We start from the raw sequence: 17,820 nt of genomic DNA, 5'->3' as shown, positions 1-17,820 counted from the left end.
ATAAATAATAAAAAATTTCTAGTCATATTGAATTATTTAAACTATGGTCGGGCTGATAGATTTTTTATTTGAGGCTAAATGTGGGCTTCGCTTTGCTCTTTACTAGAGCGCTCCGCGCGGCGCATCCCATTTAGTCTCTAGAAAAAGATGAGGCGTCTAACCATGCAATGATACCTCTACTTATCATGGCTTAAACCTGTTAAGCAACAGCGAGTTAGAGACCACCGAAACAGAGCTAAAGGCCATGGCAGCGGCGGCGATTATTGGGTTCAGGAGCAGGTGAAGCCATGGATAGAGGACTCCCGCGGCTATGGGGATGCCGATTATATTGTAGATGAAAGCCCAAAACAGGTTCATGCGTATTGTCCTTATGGTGGCACGGCTAAGCTTGATGGCAGTCACAACGCCCCTCAGGTCGCCACTCATAAGGGTTATATCAGAGGACTCTATGGCTATATCCGTGCCTGTGCCTATGGCTATACCTGTATCGGCCTGGGCAAGGGCGGGGGCGTCATTGATGCCATCGCCCACCATGGCCACTATCCTGCCATCGGACTGAAGCTTCCTGACCACTTCAGCCTTATCCTGAGGAAGCACCTCGGCCATCACCTTTTCGATGCCCACCTGCCTGGCGATGGCCTCCGCAGTCCTTCGGTTATCGCCGGTGACCATGATGGCCTCGATTCCAAGCTTTTTAAGCTCGGCTATGGCCTCCCGTGACCCCTCCTTTATAGTATCAGCCACGGCGACCACGCCGGCCGGCTTCCCATCAACAGAGACGTACATCGGAGTCTTACCCTCGGCGGAAAGCCTCTCGAAAGCCCCCTCCATCTCATCAAGTGGCACCTCCTCATACTCCATCAGGCTGGAGTTGCCCACCATGACTATATGTCCCTCCACTTCCGCGACGACGCCCTTGCCAGGGATGGCGTCGAACTTCGTGGCCTCTGTTAATGGTATGCCGCGCTCTTGGGCGTCCTTCACGATCGCCTCGCCCAGCGGATGCTCAGAGCCTTTCTCAGCGGAGGCGGCGAAACGTATTATTTCGCTCACGCTGAAGCCTGGCACAGGCTCTACGTCCACCAGTGACGGCTTCCCCTTCGTGATGGTCCCCGTCTTATCGAGCACTATGGTATTGATTTTATGGGCGTTCTCAAGGCTCTCGCCGCCCTTTATGAGGATGCCGTACTGGGCGCCCTTCCCCGTGCCGACCATGATGGCCGTGGGTGTGGCCAGGCCCATGGCGCAGGGGCAGGCGATTATTAAAACCGATATAAAGTTCAGTAAAGCCATTAGAAAGGCAGGCTGCGGGCCTAGAAAGTACCACGCCAGGAATGTGAGTATGGCTAGCGCCATCACGATGGGCACGAAAACTGCGGCCACCCTGTCGGCAAGACGCTGGATTGGTGCCTTGGTGCCCTGCGCCTCCTCTACCATCTTGATTATCTGGGATAAGACCGTATCCCTGCCCACCTTTGTTGCCCTGAACTTAAACGAGCCGGTCTTATTAATCGTGGCCCCTATGACGTTGTCGCCCGCCTTTTTAGAGGCAGGGATGGGCTCGCCGGTGATCATGGACTCGTCGACTGACGAGTAGCCATCTATGACCACCCCGTCCACCGGTATCTTCTCGCCAGGCCTCACAACCACGATGTCGCCCACCTTGACGTCTTCTACCAGCACTTCCTCTTCTCGGCTATCCCTAATGACGCGGGCCGTCCTGGCCTGCAGGCCGGTCAGCCTGCGGATAGCCTCAGATGTCCTGCCTTTAGCCCTCGCCTCCAGCAGCCGGCCTAAGAGTATTAAGGCGATTATCATCGTCGACGTGTCATAATACGTTGCGGGCATCTCTCCGCCGATGGCCACGAGCCGGGGCGCGAACGTGGCTATTACGCTGTAGAAGTATGCGGCGCTAGTGCCCACGGCGATGAGCACGTTCATGTCGGCTGTGCCATGCTTCAAAGCCGCATAAGCCCCTTTATAGAACCGCCAGCCTATCCAGAACTGGACCGGGGTGGCCAATAAAAATGAGATATACATGACCCATTCGTGGGGCAGCGAGGAGATTATCGGGATGTAGGGCCTTAAAAACATGAGGGCCATTATCGCGGCGGCCGCAATGCCGCTCAACACGAACTTCTCCGTGAGGTCTGACATCTCCCTGCGTCGGGCCTCGCGCTCCACGTCTACAAACTCCCGCTCTGCCTTTATTTCTGGCACTGTATAGCCCGCCTCTATGATGGCCTTCTTTAGCCCTGGAAGCGTGGCCTCTTCGGGGTTATACCTGACTGTGACGCGCTCGGTGGCCAGGTTAACGCTCACGTCGATGACCCCCTGCTTTTCCCTGAGGGCGTCCTCTACGCGCTTGACGCATGAAGCGCAGGTCATGCCCTGGACTGGGAGCGTGGCTGTCTCCGTGACCACCCCGTACCCGGCATCCTTGACGGCACTTATCATATCATCAATGGATACCTTCATCGGATCATACGCGATGGCCGCCTTCTCGTTTGCCAGGTTGACGCTTGCCTCTGAAACCCCCTTTAATCCCTTGAGGGCGTCCTCTACGCGCTTGACGCATGAGGCGCAGGTCATCCCGGCTATCTTTAGATATATTTTCCTTGCTGGCGCTTCTACCATGGCTACTCTTTGTTATTTAAGCGACAATTGTATTTAAAGGCCAAGGTGCGACTTCTGGAAAATTTGGGCGCACTTCTCGCTGCAAAAGTAGCGGTAGCGCTTGCCATCGCCGAGCTTGAAGACCACGATAGCCTTATCGGTGGGCACGTCCTTGCCGCAGACCGGGTCCTTCTCGATCATGATTAATGCTTGGAGCGCCCTGTATTTATTGAGGCGCCGCGGTTTTTGTGGCCGTTTATGCCGTAGCACCTCGCTTCCATGGCCAGCGCTATATCGTCCGCACGCCGCGACAGCGAGTAAAGCAGGGGGACGGCGATGGCCTGTATACCCCTTAACTTTTTTAGAGGCCCCCCATACCTTATCCCCCTTGCCTCCTGTGCCATCTTGATGGAGCGGTATTCCTCGCCCACCATCGGGATAAAAGCCAGCGCGAGGGTTACCATGGTGGAGATGTCCCTGCCAGCTCTCCACCCTGTAAGCCTGTCCACAGGATGAAGCGCCCCCTCGATGGCCCCGGCAAGCTCCGCCTCGCCCGTCGTTACGCTGACCGCTGACCCAGAAACGTATAATAGCGCCATCCTGAAGGCGGATGATGCCGCCAGCATGATGTCCCCCTGCAGCAGGGCCTGTAGCGACGACAGTATGATTATGAAGGGCAAAGCGGGCAAGAACATCCTGTATAGCCTGGCCAGGTGGGCACCCGTAACCGCGATGAACGCTGCGACGGCTAAAGCGGCGGCAGGCAGCCACTGCTGGGGCAGGCAGACCACCATAACGCTTAGCGTGGCCAGGGCTAATAGCTTAATCCATGCGGGTGCCTTCATGAAGAATCCTCCTAAGGTGCTCTGCCGCCTCCTCCGGCCCTATATCCCATGGCGCGTCCACGCCTTTGCCCCTCAGCCACCGGGCTACTGCCGCAGAAGGAGGCAAGGCGAGGCCCATGCGCTCGAGGCCTTCTAGTGATACGATGTCGCCAGGCCTGCCATCCATTGCGACCCTCCCCTTATCTAGCACTATCATTCGCCCGCAGACCCCCATTAGGTGTGCCAGGTCGTGGGAGGCCACGACGACCGCCATGCCGTCTCGAGCTAGTCCAGCCATAATTCTGGCTATCCGCTCCTTTCCATTCGAGTCAAGGCCTGCTGTAGGCTCATCCAAAAAGAGGTAGCGCGGCCCGGCGGCGATGACGCCAGCAAGCGCCGCCAGCCTCCTCTGCCCCTGGCTCAACGACATGGGACGGGCCAGGAGAGCGTCGTCGCCCAGGCCTACGGCTTCTATGGCACGGATTGCGCACTGCCTCGCCTCCTCCTTGCCCTTACCCCTGTTTAACGGCCCGAACGTCACGTCGTCCAGGACGGTCCTCTCGAACAGCGCCCTTTCAGGGAATTGTATTGACATGGCCGTAGAGCCACATTTTACGGCGTCAACGCCATCAATTATCACGCTGCCTGAGGCCGGCTTCAGCAAGCCCGACAGGCACTGCATGAGGGTGGTCTTACCAGACCCATTCGGTCCTGCGACAAGCACCAGCTCTCCGGCCTCTATCGTTAAATCGATGCCATTCAGGGCTTTAACCTCGTCAGGCTCACCCCTGTTATACGTATAACAAAGGCCTTTTGCTATCAGCGGCACGATCGGACCACCTCATGTGCCATGGGCGCGGGAATAGAGGCTTTCCGTAGCCTGAACGAGTAAGGCGGCTCGACGCCCGCCATCGCTAGCTGCGCATCATCAGAGAAAAACCTCTCTGGCGTGGAGTCTGCGACGACCCTCCCGCCACTGAGGGCAATTATCCTGTCAGCCCGCGCCGCTTCTTCCATGTCATGGGTGATGATCACCACGCCCAGCCCCTTTAAGCCTGAGATGGCGTCCTCCACCAGCCTGGAGCCCCGGCAGTCCAGGAAAGCCGTCGGCTCGTCGAGTATGACGTAAGACGGCCTCATGGCCAGCACGCCGGCTATGGCGAGCAGCTGCTTTTGGCCGCCCGAAAGACGCTGGGCCTCTCCATCCGGCTCCAGGCCAACGGCCTTCAACGCCTCAAAAACTCGCCGCTGTACCTCTTTTTCTGGAAGCCCCAGGTTCCTGGGCCCGAAGGCCACATCATCAAGGACTCTGTGTGCCACTATCTGGCTATCCGGGTCCTGGAAGACCATGCCGACCGCCCTCCTCGCATGCATCGGGTCAGCCTTCGTGTCGACGCCATCCACGATGCACTCGCCTTCGCAGGGCAGAAGTAAAGCGTTCATGATGCGGGCCAGCGTGCTCTTTCCGGAGGAGTTAGGGCCGACGAGCGCAACGCGCTCGCCTCTTTTAATGGAAAGCGATACGCGGTCGAGCGCCCTGATGCCTCCATAGGAGTATGACACGCTCCTCAGCTCTATCAACGCCTTGCCTCTCCGTCCAGCCTTTTTGCCACGATTGAAGCGGCAGCTATCTTGAGAACGTCGCCTGGGATAAAAGGAAGCACGCCCACTATGGCAGCCCTGTCGATGGGCATGTGTAATACCACCGAGAGCTGTGCCACTCCACACGCATAGATGACGAGAGCTCCGGCGGCCATCGCAAGAGCGTACCATAAAGTCCCCTGGTTTTTACGCATTCTCACGATAGCTCCGCTGACGACGGCGCCCAGCACGAAGCCGATAAGGTATCCACCCGTCGGCCCGACGAGCACGCCAAGCCCGGCCTGGCCCCTGGCGAATACGGGCAGCCCCACAGACCCTAAAATCAGGTATGCTATCATAGATAGCGCCCCGAAATACGGCCCTAGCACTGCCCCGGAAAGCATGACAAAAAACGTCTGAAGCGTTATCGGCACGTATGGCAATGGTATCACTACCCACGCCGAAACTGCCGTCAGTGCGGCGAACAACGCCGCATATACGAGGCTTTTGACCCTATCCATTGTAAACCCCAAAAAATATAGGGTTTACAAGTATTTATAGGCTCCGGAGGTGCCTGCAATCGCCAGACACGATCTTTCTTATCGAGCCGTCTCGCGTCTTCACGAGGAGCGAGCCGTCCTCGTCCACGTCCTGCGCCACCCCGGTGACCATCTCGTCCTGGTAAGTAACCTCCACCGGGCGGCCGAGCGTATCCGAGTAGCGGCGCCAGCTCCACAATATGGGAGTGAAGCCTTCCTCCTTAAACCTGAGATAATCCGCTTCCAGCGTCTCCAGGAGCGACTGCATGAACTTTACCCGGTCCACCTCACGGCCAAGCTCCGCCTTCATCGTAGTGGCGGTTTCCAGCGGCACCTCGTTATTGACGTTGACGCCTATGCTCAAGATGATGTAGTTCACGGCATCGGTCTCGGCGCTCATCTCCGTAAGGATGCCGCAAATCTTCTTGCCATTTACCAGGACATCGTTCGGCCACTTTATGGCCGCCTCGAGCCCCACCCTGCGGAGCGCTTTAGTAACTGATACGGCGGCAAGCAGGGTAATATTTGGGGCGTGCATAGGGTCTATCTGTGGCCTGAGTATGATCGACATCCACAGCCCTCCCGGCGGCGTCACGAATTTCCGGCCAAGCCTACCTTTGCCCTGCGTCTGCATTTCCGCTATGACTGTGGTGCCCTCCTCTGCCCCATGCTCTGCTAGCTGCCTTGCCACGATAATGGTGGAGGGGGTCGTCTTAAAGTGTACTATATTTTTGCCAAGCAGCCTCGTCTGCAGCCCATACCTGACCTCAGAAGGGTAGAGCAAATCCGGCACGCTCATCAGCCGGTATCCTTTGCCCTGGACCACGTCTATCCTGTAGCCATCCTTAATGAGCATGTGGACATGTTTCCACACGGCAGCCCTGGAAACGCCGAGCATGTCGGCCAGCGATTCGCCAGAAATATAATCGCCCGACTCCCTTAGTATACGCAGTATCTTTTCCTTGGTCATCTCTATAGTAAGGAATCCTGGAGAATTATATATTTAGCGTTCTACACCTGCCAGCGCGCGTTCCTAACCCTATACCTCTCCCTGTACCAGAAGCCTGCCGCCAGCCCTGCCGCCAGCCCCGTCAGGTGGGCGGCGTGGGCTATCCCGTCCGGCGTGCCAGTCAGCATTGGGTAAAGGTCGAGTATGGCGAACAATATCGTCACGTACACCATCTTCAGCGGCACGAAGTATAGTATGACGGTCAGGTCAGGCATGAGCACAGTAAGGGCGCCCAGCACCCCGAATATCGCCCCGCTAGCCCCGATCACGGCAGACGTCGGGAATATGAAGACCTGTACAAGCCCCGCCAGGATGCCGCTTCCGAAGTAGAGGGCTAAAAAGCCCTTGCTCTCTATCCTGCGCTCGAGCAGGGGCCCGAAGAAGAAAAGCGCCAGCATGTTGAAGAACAGGTGCGCTAGCCCTGCGTGCAGGAACATGCTCGTCACAAGCCCCCAGGGCCTGGATAGCAGCGAGCCCATGCTGAGGTCAAACAGGCCCGTGAGCCATGGATCCAGTAAAAGCTGTAATATGAATACTAAAACCGTTATGCCGATGATGATATACGCATAATTCCCTTCGTATGGCAGCTTAGCGGGCATCTTTATCTGGGCCTTACGCCTTGCAGCGGATTTTACCTCGCCGATTGGGCGCTGCTTGAGCATCTTTAGCCCGGGGCAGTCGTGGCTCTCCGGGAGCCGGTGGGCGGCGCAAAACGTGCCATTACAATACTTACACTTAAATGGCAAAAGCTCGTATGCGCCACATATGTCACATCTGTTCTCTGGCATTCAAGAGATATGTTGAGACGTATGTATAAAAAGGTTAGTCCAGAAGGCTGGCGGCCATATCATTCAGCGCCACTGTCCGTTAGCATTGACCGTAAAGCCGTCAGCCCTATGATTACCCGCCTTATAATAATTATCTAAAGCTAAACAGGCCATATAAGCATTAAATGGTAATACAGGCTTACATTTAAGCTCCTTTTACTATTTAAAGGCCATATTGCTTCTTTTTATCATAAAAAAGGCCTAATGGCATTTTTTCATATGGTAATTTTTATAATTATTTGAGAGGATTGTTCTATCGTAAATAGGGGGTGTAGTTATGAAGATGGTTTACAAGGTTTTGATGGCAGTGTTCATACTGCTTTCAGTGGCGCTCGTCGCCCTGCCATCCTCGGCCCAGTTTGGCTGTGGCGGCCCGGTGGCGTACGGTGCGCCGCAGGATTGTGTAGCCACCGTATCGTGTAACGTCCCGGTTACCACGGAGGTGCCGGTCATAACGACTGCCACGGTTCCTCAGCAGGTTCCTGTGACTGTGCCCGTTCAGGACGCATGTCCTGTGACCGTCCCGAGGGTGGTGGTTGTGCCTGAGACGATTGCCGTGCCTTATGTCAGGCCAGCCCTTAGTAGCATGACCGTTCCCGTGACAGTTCCGGTCCAGTCTTCCGTGCCTGTCACCACGATGGTTCCACAGGTCTATACTGTGCCTCTTGGTGGTGGAGGGATTGGCGGCCTGTCTAAAGTGGCGGCATAGGCCAGGAAAAGGGCGCTGGCATGGGGTTGGTTAGCCAGGCCGTGCCTTCCCAGTATACGGCTTCCTGATAGCGGAGCCACCTCCGACCGGTCTTTTAAGGGAGCGGCCAGCGCTCCCTTCTTTATAAAAAAGTTATCTCTTAAATTCCTTTGAAGCATACGCATCGAAACGTTTTAGTATTGAATGATACATTTAAGGCACAGGATAGCCATGAGAATCGTCATAAAAGTCGGCGGCTCCGCAATAGCGCCGAGCCTGGAGGCCAGGCGATTCAGGGGTTACGCTGAAGTGATAAAATCGCTGGCGAAAGACCATACCGTACTCGTCGTGGTCGGCGGCGGGACGCCGGCCAGGGAATACATAAACGTCTCAAAAGAGCTCAAGGCCAGCAATGCCTTAAGAGACCTTATAGGGATAGGCGTGTCCCGGCTCAACGCCAGGCTCCTCATCTCGGCTATGGATGATGCGGCTTACCCTGAGCCTCCCCACGACTACCAGGAGGCGAACCTTGCCATGTACTCCGGCAAGATAGTAATCATGGGCGGCGTGCAGCCCGGCCAGACGACCGACGCGGTGGCGGCTATCCTGGCGGAATACGTGCACGCGGACCTACTAATACGGACCACATCGGTGGACGGGGTGTATACCGCCGATCCAAGGGTGGATAAGGATGCAAGGAAGATCGACCGGATGACCCCGCAGGAGCTGCTGGAGCTCGTCACGAAGATGGAGATGACCGCCGGGGCCAACAATATTTTCGACATGCTCGGCGCCCAGATCATAAAGCGCTCTCGCATACCCATGATAGTCGTCAACGGCCATGAGCCGAAGAATATCATCGACGCTGTGAATGGAAAGCCAATAGGGACTCTCATAAAATGAAAAAGGTTAAGGTTTTAGGCTGCGGGAACGTCCTGGTTGGGGACGACGGCATCGGCATACGCGTCATCGAGAAGCTGCAGGCTATGGAATTGCCGCCCGGCGTTGAGGTCATCGACGCTGGAGTCGGCGGCCTGGCTATATTGAGCTGGATAGAGGATGCCGACAGGGTAATAATCATCGATGCCGTGCAGACCGGTAATGAGCCCCCGGGGACCGTTTACCGGTTCACTGATAAGGAGCTTCCGCCTTCCAGCATGTTCATGCTCTCGCTGCATGACCTCAACCTGGTTGATACGCTCAACGTGGGCAGGCTCGTGCAAAAGATGCCCGAGGAGGTCGTGATCATAGGCGTCGAGGTGAGACGGGTTGCCGAGTTTACGAAAGAGCTAACGCCTGAGGTTGAGGCGGCCATGCCAGAGGTTATCGACCTGGTGCTCAAAGAGATATATAAATGATTTTTAGCCCCCAAGATTTATCATAGCGTCTTTTATATTCTCATTTATGCCCGTATTCTACAGGATATCTTTTAGCGCGGAAGAGCTGGAGGCGCTAAGCCAGGCTTGCACCGCCCAGTCCAGCCTCGAGGAGCGATTGCTGGACGAGGCTGCCGCCGGCACGCTTGAGGAGGTGGCGATGCAGGAGACAAAGGCGGACGACATGCTGCTCATCAAAAACACCATACCGATTTTCAAGCCCGGCCAGGCCATATTGATAACGAGAGAGGACCTCCACCTTATGAGAAAAAGCCTTGAAAATTTCAAGGGCCACGCCCCGCCCGGACTGGCAATGCCGGTAGCGTCTGCGATCAAAAAAATAGACGAATCGCTCCAGCGCCCGGTTTAATGGGGCAGGAAGGCGATGACCTCGAAGGCGATGAGCAATATCACGACCACCTCGGCGATGAGGAGCGTCTTGCTATACGACAGCTCCTGCGCCGTGGAATAAAGGTCCTCGAGGGCGTCTATCTTCTGCGTGACCACGTTCTCATACTCTTTCACCTTCAGGATGCGTATAAGGTGGTCATAAGCTCCCTGATAATACCAGTCTGAGGTCAGCTTCAGGGGGTTCATCAGGTCTTCGAGGTTGTCCAGGATGTCGAGCTTTATCTCGCTCACCTTGAGCAGCGCCTTTTCAAGGCGCCGTGTGGACTGGCCGAAAAGCTGGCCTACGAGAGACATGCTCTGGTAATCCTTTATCGCCTTAAACGCCTGCGAGATCTCCGCATCTATCCTCCAGTCGTAGACGTGATACAGGAACGCAAGAGCCTGGGCCAGCTCGAGGTAAAGCCTCAGCTCGTTAAAATAGTCATCACATCCCTTCACAAAAGCCGCCTCATACGAGACTAAAAAAAGGTCCTCATCATAGTAGGAGATATCGTGGGAGAGCTTATCGGCTATCTCCTTGCCGTGCAGCCTCCTCGGGGAGGACTCGCCGGACAGGAATCGGGTTATCTCCTCGCCATACTGGGCCTTCAATCCAGCCTGGTCTAGCGGCGGCGTGTATTTATCCAGCTTAAGCATGCTATACTTCCGGGTCGGGGCGAAATACGCCTTGACCCTCACATAACCTCTGAGCTGTTCCCTGACCTCGCCGATCTTCCTGCTCACGTACGAGTTCAGGTCAAGGCCGTCTACGAATACGCCGTTTACGTGCATGGCGAGGATGATGTCCTGGACGGTCATGCCCTCCGGGATATCGAACTCGAGGCGGATGATCCCAACGCCCATGGCGAACACGTCCGCCTGGGATAGCACGCCGCAAATCTTGTTCGTCTCCTCTGAGACGATGAGGCCCGTTACCGCCCCGAACGTCACCTCAACGGGCTTGTTATATTCCGGCCCTGCCTGTACCTTGAAAACGTTAGATAGCGTCGCCTTGTCCACCTCTCCGCCGGTGTCGAATGCCACGAAGAAGCAGAGCTTGCCTTTCACGATGGCGAGGCTTTCGCCTGTCTGAGCCAATGTTACCAATCTTCCTTCTTTTGCTTATATGGGCTAGATACGGTAAATAGCTTTTGTGAAGGGAATTTTTATGGGCCAGGACGGATTAGAATGAGCCTGGGTGGCGAAAATTGTTGCCTATAACTGATGACCATATGCACATTAACATCATTGGTGGCAGGGGGGTGGAGGCCATAAAGGAGTTCAGGAATGCAGGCGGCACTCACGTCTTCATCGTGTCGCTGCCCGCTGGCGAGCTGGGGCTAAAGGTCATGAGGGGCGATGATTTCCGGGTGGCCTATGACATCACCGTGGAGGCGGCGAGGCGTGCCAGCGAGCACGTTAAGGCTTATGCCGTCGTTGGCGTCCACCCTGCCGAATTCATAGGGCTGGCGGAATCCATGGGCATGGAAAAGGCTTACGCCATCGTCAAAGATGGACTGGAAATCGCTGCGGAATATGTGGCCGAAGGCAAGGCGGTGGCGATCAAGAGCGGCAGGCCACACTACCCCGTAGCCGGCGACCTCTGGAAGGCCTCGAACGACCTCATGCGATACGCCATGGAGCTCTGCAGGGAGAAGGGCTGCGCAATACAGCTCCACACCGAGAGCGAGCCGGAGACGATGAAGAGCATATCAGATATCGCTAAGCAGGCGGGAATGCCGCCCCACAGGGTGATAAAGCACTTCTCCCCTCCTTTGGTGAAGGAGTGTGAGTCCCTCAACGTCTTCCCATCCGTCATCTGCTCAAAGGGGGCGCTAGAGGAAGCGCTCTCCCAGGGCACGCGATTCATGCTTGAGACCGACTACATAGACGACCCACGCAGGCCCGGCGCCGTCCTGGGCCCCAGGACTGTGCCCCGCAAAACGAAGGAAGCCATACGCAATGGCGCGCCCGAAGAAGCATTCTATAAAATACACAAGGATAACCCGGAAAGGTCGTACGGCATAAAAATAGAGTGCTAAAAGGTCATTGTTCCCGGCTAGCGAAGGCCCTGGTGCCGTCCACCTTGTTAATCCTGACCTTGACGATGTCGCCCGGCCTGGCCCCGTTCACGAATATGGTGAACTTATCGACCCTGGCGATGCCATCTCCCTTCTTGCCGGTGGTCTCAATCTTGACCTCGTAGACCTTGCCCTCCTCGATGGCAGCCGTCGGCTTATTGGACACCGCGCGTGCACGCCTCTTCTGGATCGAGCGCTGTGCGCCACAGGCATCGCACTTCAGCGTCGTAACCCTATCATACTTGATGAGCCTGGTGTCCGGCCTGCCACACTCGGCGCACCTCACGTACTCGGCCACGTACTCGTTTACCAGGTCGTTGATTGCGTCAGACGTGAAATGGCCCTGCAATATCATGCGGTTGCCCTCGACCTTGCCCGCGGTGCCGAGCTCGCGCAGTATAAACTTGCCGAAGTGCTCGGTGTCCCTGTTGAGCTTTTCCCGGACCTCCTCGTAGTTGTCCCACACCGTGGTCCTGCCCTCTATGAATATCCGTAGCTTCGGAAGCTGGAAGCGCTCTCCGCTCGACTCTAGCCTGGGGGTCTTTGAGACCGCCCTGCTTAATAAGGTATCGTAATTATCCATCTTTACACTTCTGTTGTCACGGTTTTAATAGTCTAATCTGCATTATGTTTAAAAAGGTTTTGGTTTAATATTTGGTGAATATTATTCTTACTTAGGAAGAACTCTATATGGTTTGGCACCACATCTTCTACTTCTAAAGACTAAAGGGGGTGCGCCGCGCGGAGCGCTCTAGTGACCGTGCGGAGCGCTCTAGTGACTGCGCGGAGCGCTCTAGTAAAGAGCAAAGCGAAGCCCCCTTCAGCCTCAAAGATAAAAGAACCATTTATCCGTCCATCATTATATCATGCCAAACAACGCCTTATAAACCAATTTAAGCTGGCAATTCTGAATAGCACAGCCATCGCAACATATTAATACGAGTACATGCTATTCAAAGGAGGTGATTCAGCATGGGAAAGACCGGAAGCGTTGAATGGGTCCAGATCCGCGGAAGGAAGGGACAGATGAGGCTAGTCCCGAAGGGAGAATCCACGGCGAGCAAGCCCGGGCCAGCGCAAAGATACGACTCCAGGGGATTCGTGCGCCGCATACTCGCCCGCTCAAAGAAGAACGTCCTCGGAGTAAAGGCCAAGGCAAAAAAGTGATAAGGCTCATTCTCTTAAGGCTCATGCACGAGCCTTACACGTTTTACTGAAAAAAGCTGACACCTATATATACTAAATAGACTATTTTCTATCTGCTTATGGTAGAGCTTACGTTATATGATTTTACCTTCAGGATAGGGCTCAGCACAGCCCTCGGCATGTTCATAGGGCTGGAGCGAGAGTGGGCCCACAAGGAGGCGGGCATAAGGACCTTCGGCCTGTTCTGCCTCACAGGCATGATCTCCACGGTGATATACCAGCCATACGCCACCATAGCATGCGCCATATTCGCCATAGCCTTCATAATAGTCATGTCCGCACATGGCATAAGCCAGAGGAAAGACCCGAACCTCACCACAGGGGCGGCGCTATTCGTCACGTTCTTCGTAGGAGTGCTCATAGGGATAGGCCAGATGGTCCCGGCGGTCATCATAGCCATAATCGTAACCGCGCTGCTCTCCATCAAGACAGAGCTACAGAGCATCGCCGTGGAGCTAACCGCCCAGGAGGTCCACGCGGCAGTGGAGTTCGGCATCCTGGCCTTCGTCATCTACCCCATATTGCCGGACAAGCCCATAGACCCCTGGGGCGTCATCAACCCCAGGACTATATGGCTCATGGTAGTACTGATATCCGGCATAGGCTTCGTGAACTACATAATAATGAAAAAGTATGGGTCTAAGGGCGCAGCATACACGGGCTTCTTCGGCGGCCTTGCGAACAGCACCGCGATAGTCGCCGAGTTTTCCAGCCGGATCAAGGCCGAGCCCGCCCTCACCATGATAGCGGTATCGGCGGTCATCCTGTCCGACGTGGCCATGTGCGTGCGAAACCTCGCCCTCTGCATATTTCTGGCCCCTTCACTGCTGCCCAAGCTCATCGTCCCATACGGCGTCATGATAGTCATAGGGGGTTTATTCGCCTACAGGCACATCATGAAGGAGCAGCCGGTCACGGTCAGGATTCAGTCGCCATTCAGCATAAGGAACGCCCTGGTCTTCGGCACCATCTTCCTCATCATGGTCATCCTGAGCGCCGCAGCGGTCTTCGAGCTGGGCCGCGCAGGCTTCCTCATAAGCTCGTTCCTTAGTGGCATGGTTTCGAGCGCCAGCGCCACCGCTAGCGCGATAGCCCTGCTGCAATCTGGCACCCTTGACATAAACACGGCAGCCATGGGGATAATACTCGCGAGCATGTCCAGCATCATCGTCAAGTTCCCCCTCGCATACGTCTCCAATAACAAGAAATTCATCGCCAGAGTGGCGCTCGGCGGGGGGATCATGATGGCCGCCGGCATCCTGACAGCCATCCTCATAATATAAAAATTTGGATAATTAATAAATCATTAGAATGCTTTAAAAAAGAGACGGGAGCATGGTCCCGTCTACGTCAAAATATCGATGAGCCGATCCTGCTTGAGGGCTTCCTTGATCTCGAGGCAATAGCGCCGACCCATGCTCATGCCAGGGCCATAACGGAGGTAAGAGTATGGCGAGCCATCCATGAACGTGTTCGTGCCGCCGTCCTGCCTGGCCGATATCTCAAAAGCCACAAACTCCAGGTTATCCGTACACATCGTCTGGATGCAGAACGCGCCCAGCAGGCCTGGCGGCACAAGCTTCTTCGCCGCCTCGGCAAGACGGTCGCCCATGGCGAACGCCTGGTCCAGCAGCGATTCCCTCGCAACCACCGGGAAGTTACCCGTGACGACATAAGTCGGCTGCAGCCCCGCCTCTATCTGGTCTTTGGCCGGTATGCGCACGAGGCCATCGATGTTAGCCTCATGCCTCCTATCCATGCCGAGCATCTCGACTTCATTGGTGAGCTGGGAATAGAAATAATGTATACAATAGATGTCACCGGCAACGTACTCCTCGATGTGTGCCCTGTACCTGTCCTCTTCGGTCAGCCAGCCCTTCTTAACCATGAGCTTAATCTTCTCATCGAACCCCGCAGGCGAGTCCGTGACGAAGTACCCCCTTCCTCCTCTTGCGCCCGGGAACTTGACCATGCACGGCCTGTCAATCTTATCCGGGCCATCTATCTTCATCGGCTTACGGATGTTCGCCGCCTCGAACAGCTTCGTCACCCGCTCCCTCTCCGCTTCCCACCTGAGGATGTTGCGGTTGCCGAGGATGGGCACCAGGAACTTGTTCTCGATGTTTTCAAGCCCCACGTAGGCCACGAAAGAGCCGTGAGGCGTTATGATGGCGTTCATCTTCCTGAGCCTTTCCTGTATCTCCTCGTCGATTATGTCCGAAAACTTATCGACGATTATGTACTCGTCGGCCGACCGGAACCGCCTGTATGGTATATCCCGCCCCTTTGCACATATAGCGCACCGGCGGAAGCCCTCGTCATAGGCGCCCCTGTACACATGCAAGGAGGAGTGGCTGGCTATTGTACAAACCGTTATATTATTCTTGTCATACTTCTTTATGACTTCTTTTATGTCGTCCTTTGTGATGACCAAAGACCTTCACCCAAACCTAATACACCCATCTATCATTTATACCTTTTCCAGCGTGCGGTCGTCGGTAAAAATGACATTAGCGCTTGCCGATTTTTTCATAAATTTGCCACATTATAAAATCATATGATTATTAGTGAAAAATAAAAAATGCTATTAAGAGACACCCAGCTTTTCCTTCACGATTCTGGCGGCTATCTCGCCTGAGAGAAGCATGCCCCCGAAGATCGGGCCCATGCGAGGCCCGCCGGCGACTGCGTTAGCGGCCATGCCCGCGACCACCAGGCCAGGGTATACCTCCTTTGTAGTGGATATAAGAGCCCTCTCCCCGCGGTCAGCCCACATTGACTGCTCACCTGGCACTTTAAAAGCTCCTCCCGAAACCTTCCTCTCAACAATCCTGCACACTTCGGCAGGGTGGCCTGTGGCATCGACGACAACCCTTGTCCTAACCGTGAGCGGGTCGACGTGTAGTCCGGCAATGTCGACGGCGCTCCAGTTGATGACAAGCCCCACGACCTCTTTATTCTCCCTTATCATGACGTCCTCGACGCTCATCAGGTTAAAAATCTCGGCGCCAGCCCCGGCGGCAGCGGAAGTTAGCCTCCCAACCGCCTCTATCGAGCCAGCAATATAATACCCTGGCCTGTACTCCCTGTACCTTATTCCAAAGTCATCGAGAATGCGGGTGGCCTCTTGCTGGACGACTATACGAGGAAACATCATGCCCCCGCCCCACATGCCCCCGCCCACAGACAGCTTTCGCTCGAACACCGCCACCTTCACGCCTGCCCTGGCCAGGTAAGTGGCGCAGACCAGGCCAGAAGGCCCGCCGCCAACTATGCCAACGTCAACGCTCACGTAGTCGGACAGCGTCCTTAAAAAATCGTCTATTATAGCCCTCGAAATGAGGGTCTCATCGAGTTCCATGCCATCACCTGCTCATTCTGTCGCCGCGTATTTCCAAGGCACGCGTGCCTCTTGTACCTTATAGTCATCCTTGACAACTCTCACACGGCCCTTACTAATGTCGAGTGCAGCGATGGAGCGCAGATACTCCGCCGCCCTGCCCCGCCCATGTATATATAGCTCTACCAGATCTTGCGCCTCATCGATGTCGCTAGAGGCGTTAAACGAGTCGAAAACCTCCACGGTAAGGCCGTTATCCTCCGCTATCCGCAGGTGGTCTAAAAAGCTGGCGCCATAATAGTCCACATGGTACCTTTGAGGATCTTTGATGTACTGTATGTTGGTGCCGCCGCCCCTGCCCGGCGCGATGACCAGGTCAGATGGGCTTTTTAAGATGTCGCGCACGTTATCTGGCGTGATCAGGGGGACGTCGGCCATGACTATCATGACCGGCTCCACCTCGGCCTTTAAGAGCTCGTTCAGGGCAGAGTTCAGGTCCTTGTCGCTGACCACCACCTCGGCATCATAGGTGAAGGGCGCCGTGGCAAGCAGCACGACATTCAGCCCACACTGGCGCAGCACTCCTATGATGTCGTCGAGCATAAGCCTCGCCAGGCGGGCGCGCTCTTCCACGGTGAGGAGCGTGGCAAGCCTGGACTTGGCGTTTACCACCTTAAAGGGGACGACCGCCTTCATAGTATCATATGAAAAGCGTTGGAATCTTATATACTTTAGGAAGGTCCCAGAATACTTTGGTCAGTCACTCCCCGGCCAGGTCGCGTTCAAGGTCCAGGCTGGGATGGAAGCTTCGCCTTAGTACGTGCCAGGGCGGAAGTTGCGCCACATCCTCTCGACGATGCTCAGGCCTGTTATAATCACGTTAATCACGTTGATGCCGGACTAATAAAAAAAGAGGGCCTCCAAAGAAACCCCACGATTCTTCGGAGCCCCATTGGCCATACCTGGTTTTCATCACCGTAAAGTGGTGATAGAGGAAAGGCCTTCATAAGGCCTTTCCGTCAACCTCTCCGGTCCTTATGCGTATGGCCTTTTCCACGGGAGTCACAAAGATCTTGCCATCGCCGATGTTGCCGGTGCGGGCGCTCTTAACGATGATATCGACCACTTTATCCACATGCTCATCGGGGACGACCACCTCTACCTTCACCTTCGGGATGATGTCCACGCGGTATTCCTGTCCTCTCCACTGCTGGATGAGGCCTTTCTGCTGGCCTCGTCCTTTCACCTCAGAGATCGTCATGCTGTTGAAGTCGGCCGCCTCCAATGCTTTCTTGACGTCCTCAAGCTTGGCCGGCCTTATTATGGCTACTACGTTCTTCATC

At 55.4% G+C, this 17,820-nt stretch carries 21 protein-coding genes; 7 read left to right on the top strand and 14 right to left on the bottom strand.

Translation table 11 applies throughout. The features are described from left to right. Positions 1 to 183: 183 nt before the first annotated feature. Genes MTC_RS12055 through MTC_RS12025 form a run of 8 tightly spaced genes read right to left on the bottom strand, consistent with a single transcriptional unit; the run spans position 184 to position 7,357 of the window. Positions 184 to 2,637 carry a heavy metal translocating P-type ATPase gene (locus MTC_RS12055; protein ID WP_014406977.1) on the bottom strand — a complete coding sequence of 818 codons (2,454 nt, stop codon included), beginning with the start codon at positions 2,635 to 2,637 and terminating at the stop codon, positions 184 to 186. Positions 2,638 to 2,670: 33 nt separating this feature from the next. After that, positions 2,671 to 2,817, bottom strand: coding sequence for a YHS domain-containing protein (locus MTC_RS13210; RefSeq protein ID WP_143767154.1), 147 nt, complete (start codon positions 2,815 to 2,817; stop codon positions 2,671 to 2,673). A 2-nt stretch (positions 2,818 to 2,819) separates the two neighbouring features. Next, positions 2,820 to 3,461 (bottom strand): energy-coupling factor transporter transmembrane component T family protein, encoded by a 642-nt coding sequence (locus MTC_RS12050; RefSeq protein WP_014406976.1) that lies wholly within the window; start codon positions 3,459 to 3,461, stop codon positions 2,820 to 2,822. Further along, on the bottom strand, positions 3,439 to 4,269 hold the full coding sequence (locus MTC_RS12045) for an ATP-binding cassette domain-containing protein (RefSeq protein ID WP_014406975.1): 831 nt from the start codon (positions 4,267 to 4,269) through the stop codon (positions 3,439 to 3,441). Before MTC_RS12045 ends, MTC_RS12050 begins: the two co-directional genes overlap by 23 nt. Then, the gene (locus MTC_RS12040; RefSeq protein ID WP_014406974.1) at positions 4,260 to 5,021 is read right to left on the bottom strand and encodes an energy-coupling factor ABC transporter ATP-binding protein; all 762 of its coding nucleotides are present in this window, start codon (positions 5,019 to 5,021) and stop codon (positions 4,260 to 4,262) included. The genes MTC_RS12045 and MTC_RS12040 overlap by 10 nt, the downstream gene beginning before the upstream one ends. Next, a complete protein-coding gene (locus tag MTC_RS12035) occupies positions 5,018 to 5,542 on the bottom strand; it encodes a biotin transporter BioY (RefSeq protein WP_014406973.1) in 525 nt (174 codons plus the stop codon). The genes MTC_RS12040 and MTC_RS12035 overlap by 4 nt, the downstream gene beginning before the upstream one ends. 34 nt (positions 5,543 to 5,576) lie before the next feature. Beyond that, complete coding sequence (locus tag MTC_RS12030) at positions 5,577 to 6,530, bottom strand: biotin--[acetyl-CoA-carboxylase] ligase (RefSeq protein ID WP_014406972.1); 954 nt, start codon at positions 6,528 to 6,530, stop codon at positions 5,577 to 5,579. A 41-nt stretch (positions 6,531 to 6,571) separates the two neighbouring features. Further along, entirely contained in the window at positions 6,572 to 7,357 is a 786-nt protein-coding gene (locus MTC_RS12025) for a rhomboid family intramembrane serine protease (RefSeq protein WP_014406971.1), read from the bottom strand. 316 nt (positions 7,358 to 7,673) lie between these two features. Here MTC_RS12025 and MTC_RS12020 point away from each other — a divergent pair, with 316 nt between their 5' ends. The 4 genes from MTC_RS12020 (at position 7,674) to MTC_RS12005 (ending at position 9,830) form a co-directional block, all read left to right on the top strand. After that, on the top strand, positions 7,674 to 8,105 hold the full coding sequence (locus MTC_RS12020) for a hypothetical protein (protein ID WP_014406970.1): 432 nt from the start codon (positions 7,674 to 7,676) through the stop codon (positions 8,103 to 8,105). Positions 8,106 to 8,288: 183 nt separating this feature from the next. After that, a complete protein-coding gene (gene pyrH, locus MTC_RS12015) occupies positions 8,289 to 8,987 on the top strand; it encodes a UMP kinase (RefSeq protein WP_237705917.1) in 699 nt (232 codons plus the stop codon). Further along, on the top strand, positions 8,984 to 9,442 hold the full coding sequence (locus tag MTC_RS12010; protein ID WP_014406968.1) for a hydrogenase maturation protease: 459 nt from the start codon (positions 8,984 to 8,986) through the stop codon (positions 9,440 to 9,442). Before pyrH ends, MTC_RS12010 begins: the two co-directional genes overlap by 4 nt. Positions 9,443 to 9,488: 46 nt before the next feature. After that, positions 9,489 to 9,830 carry a hypothetical protein gene (locus MTC_RS12005; RefSeq protein ID WP_014406967.1) on the top strand — a complete coding sequence of 114 codons (342 nt, stop codon included), beginning with the start codon at positions 9,489 to 9,491 and terminating at the stop codon, positions 9,828 to 9,830. On the opposite strand, the gene MTC_RS12000 is transcribed toward MTC_RS12005, so the two are convergent. Next, the gene (locus MTC_RS12000; RefSeq protein ID WP_237705916.1) at positions 9,827 to 10,948 is read right to left on the bottom strand and encodes a hypothetical protein; all 1,122 of its coding nucleotides are present in this window, start codon (positions 10,946 to 10,948) and stop codon (positions 9,827 to 9,829) included. The two genes, MTC_RS12005 and MTC_RS12000, sit on opposite strands and share 4 nt — an antisense overlap. A 110-nt stretch (positions 10,949 to 11,058) precedes the next feature. Between MTC_RS12000 and MTC_RS11995 the strand changes: the two genes are divergently transcribed. Then, the gene (locus tag MTC_RS11995; protein ID WP_014406965.1) at positions 11,059 to 11,892 is read left to right on the top strand and encodes a TatD family hydrolase; all 834 of its coding nucleotides are present in this window, start codon (positions 11,059 to 11,061) and stop codon (positions 11,890 to 11,892) included. Between the two features lie 4 nt (positions 11,893 to 11,896). On the opposite strand, the gene MTC_RS11990 is transcribed toward MTC_RS11995, so the two are convergent. Further along, positions 11,897 to 12,514: a translation initiation factor IF-2 subunit beta gene (locus MTC_RS11990; RefSeq protein WP_014406964.1), complete on the bottom strand. Its 618-nt coding sequence runs from the start codon at positions 12,512 to 12,514 to the stop codon at positions 11,897 to 11,899. Positions 12,515 to 12,903: 389 nt separating this feature from the next. On the opposite strand from MTC_RS11990, the gene MTC_RS11985 reads away from it, so the two are divergent. Both MTC_RS11985 and MTC_RS11980 read left to right on the top strand, forming a co-directional pair. After that, complete coding sequence (locus MTC_RS11985; RefSeq protein ID WP_014406963.1) at positions 12,904 to 13,098, top strand: DUF5350 domain-containing protein; 195 nt, start codon at positions 12,904 to 12,906, stop codon at positions 13,096 to 13,098. Positions 13,099 to 13,196: 98 nt separating this feature from the next. After that, positions 13,197 to 14,420 carry an MgtC/SapB family protein gene (locus MTC_RS11980; RefSeq protein WP_014406962.1) on the top strand — a complete coding sequence of 408 codons (1,224 nt, stop codon included), beginning with the start codon at positions 13,197 to 13,199 and terminating at the stop codon, positions 14,418 to 14,420. 62 nt (positions 14,421 to 14,482) lie between these two features. On the opposite strand, the gene MTC_RS11975 is transcribed toward MTC_RS11980, so the two are convergent. The 4 genes from MTC_RS11975 to MTC_RS11960 all read right to left on the bottom strand — a co-directional run bounded on the left by MTC_RS11975 (position 14,483) and on the right by MTC_RS11960 (position 17,819). Then, complete coding sequence (locus MTC_RS11975; protein ID WP_014406961.1) at positions 14,483 to 15,571, bottom strand: formate--phosphoribosylaminoimidazolecarboxamide ligase; 1,089 nt, start codon at positions 15,569 to 15,571, stop codon at positions 14,483 to 14,485. Positions 15,572 to 15,724: 153 nt separating this feature from the next. Continuing rightward, positions 15,725 to 16,498, bottom strand: a complete 774-nt coding sequence (locus MTC_RS11970) for a sulfide-dependent adenosine diphosphate thiazole synthase (RefSeq protein WP_014406960.1) — start codon at positions 16,496 to 16,498, stop codon at positions 15,725 to 15,727. 12 nt (positions 16,499 to 16,510) lie between these two features. Further along, positions 16,511 to 17,173 carry a 2-phospho-L-lactate guanylyltransferase gene (gene cofC / locus MTC_RS11965; protein WP_014406959.1) on the bottom strand — a complete coding sequence of 221 codons (663 nt, stop codon included), beginning with the start codon at positions 17,171 to 17,173 and terminating at the stop codon, positions 16,511 to 16,513. 307 nt (positions 17,174 to 17,480) lie between these two features. Beyond that, positions 17,481 to 17,819 carry a P-II family nitrogen regulator gene (locus MTC_RS11960; RefSeq protein ID WP_014406958.1) on the bottom strand — a complete coding sequence of 113 codons (339 nt, stop codon included), beginning with the start codon at positions 17,817 to 17,819 and terminating at the stop codon, positions 17,481 to 17,483. Position 17,820 lies beyond the last annotated feature (1 nt).

The sequence above is a fragment of the Methanocella conradii HZ254 genome, assembly GCF_000251105.1.
GTDB lineage: Archaea > Halobacteriota > Methanocellia > Methanocellales > Methanocellaceae > Methanocella > Methanocella conradii.
Note: the sequence above shows the minus strand (reverse complement) of the source record. Positions and strands in the feature narration are given on the sequence as shown.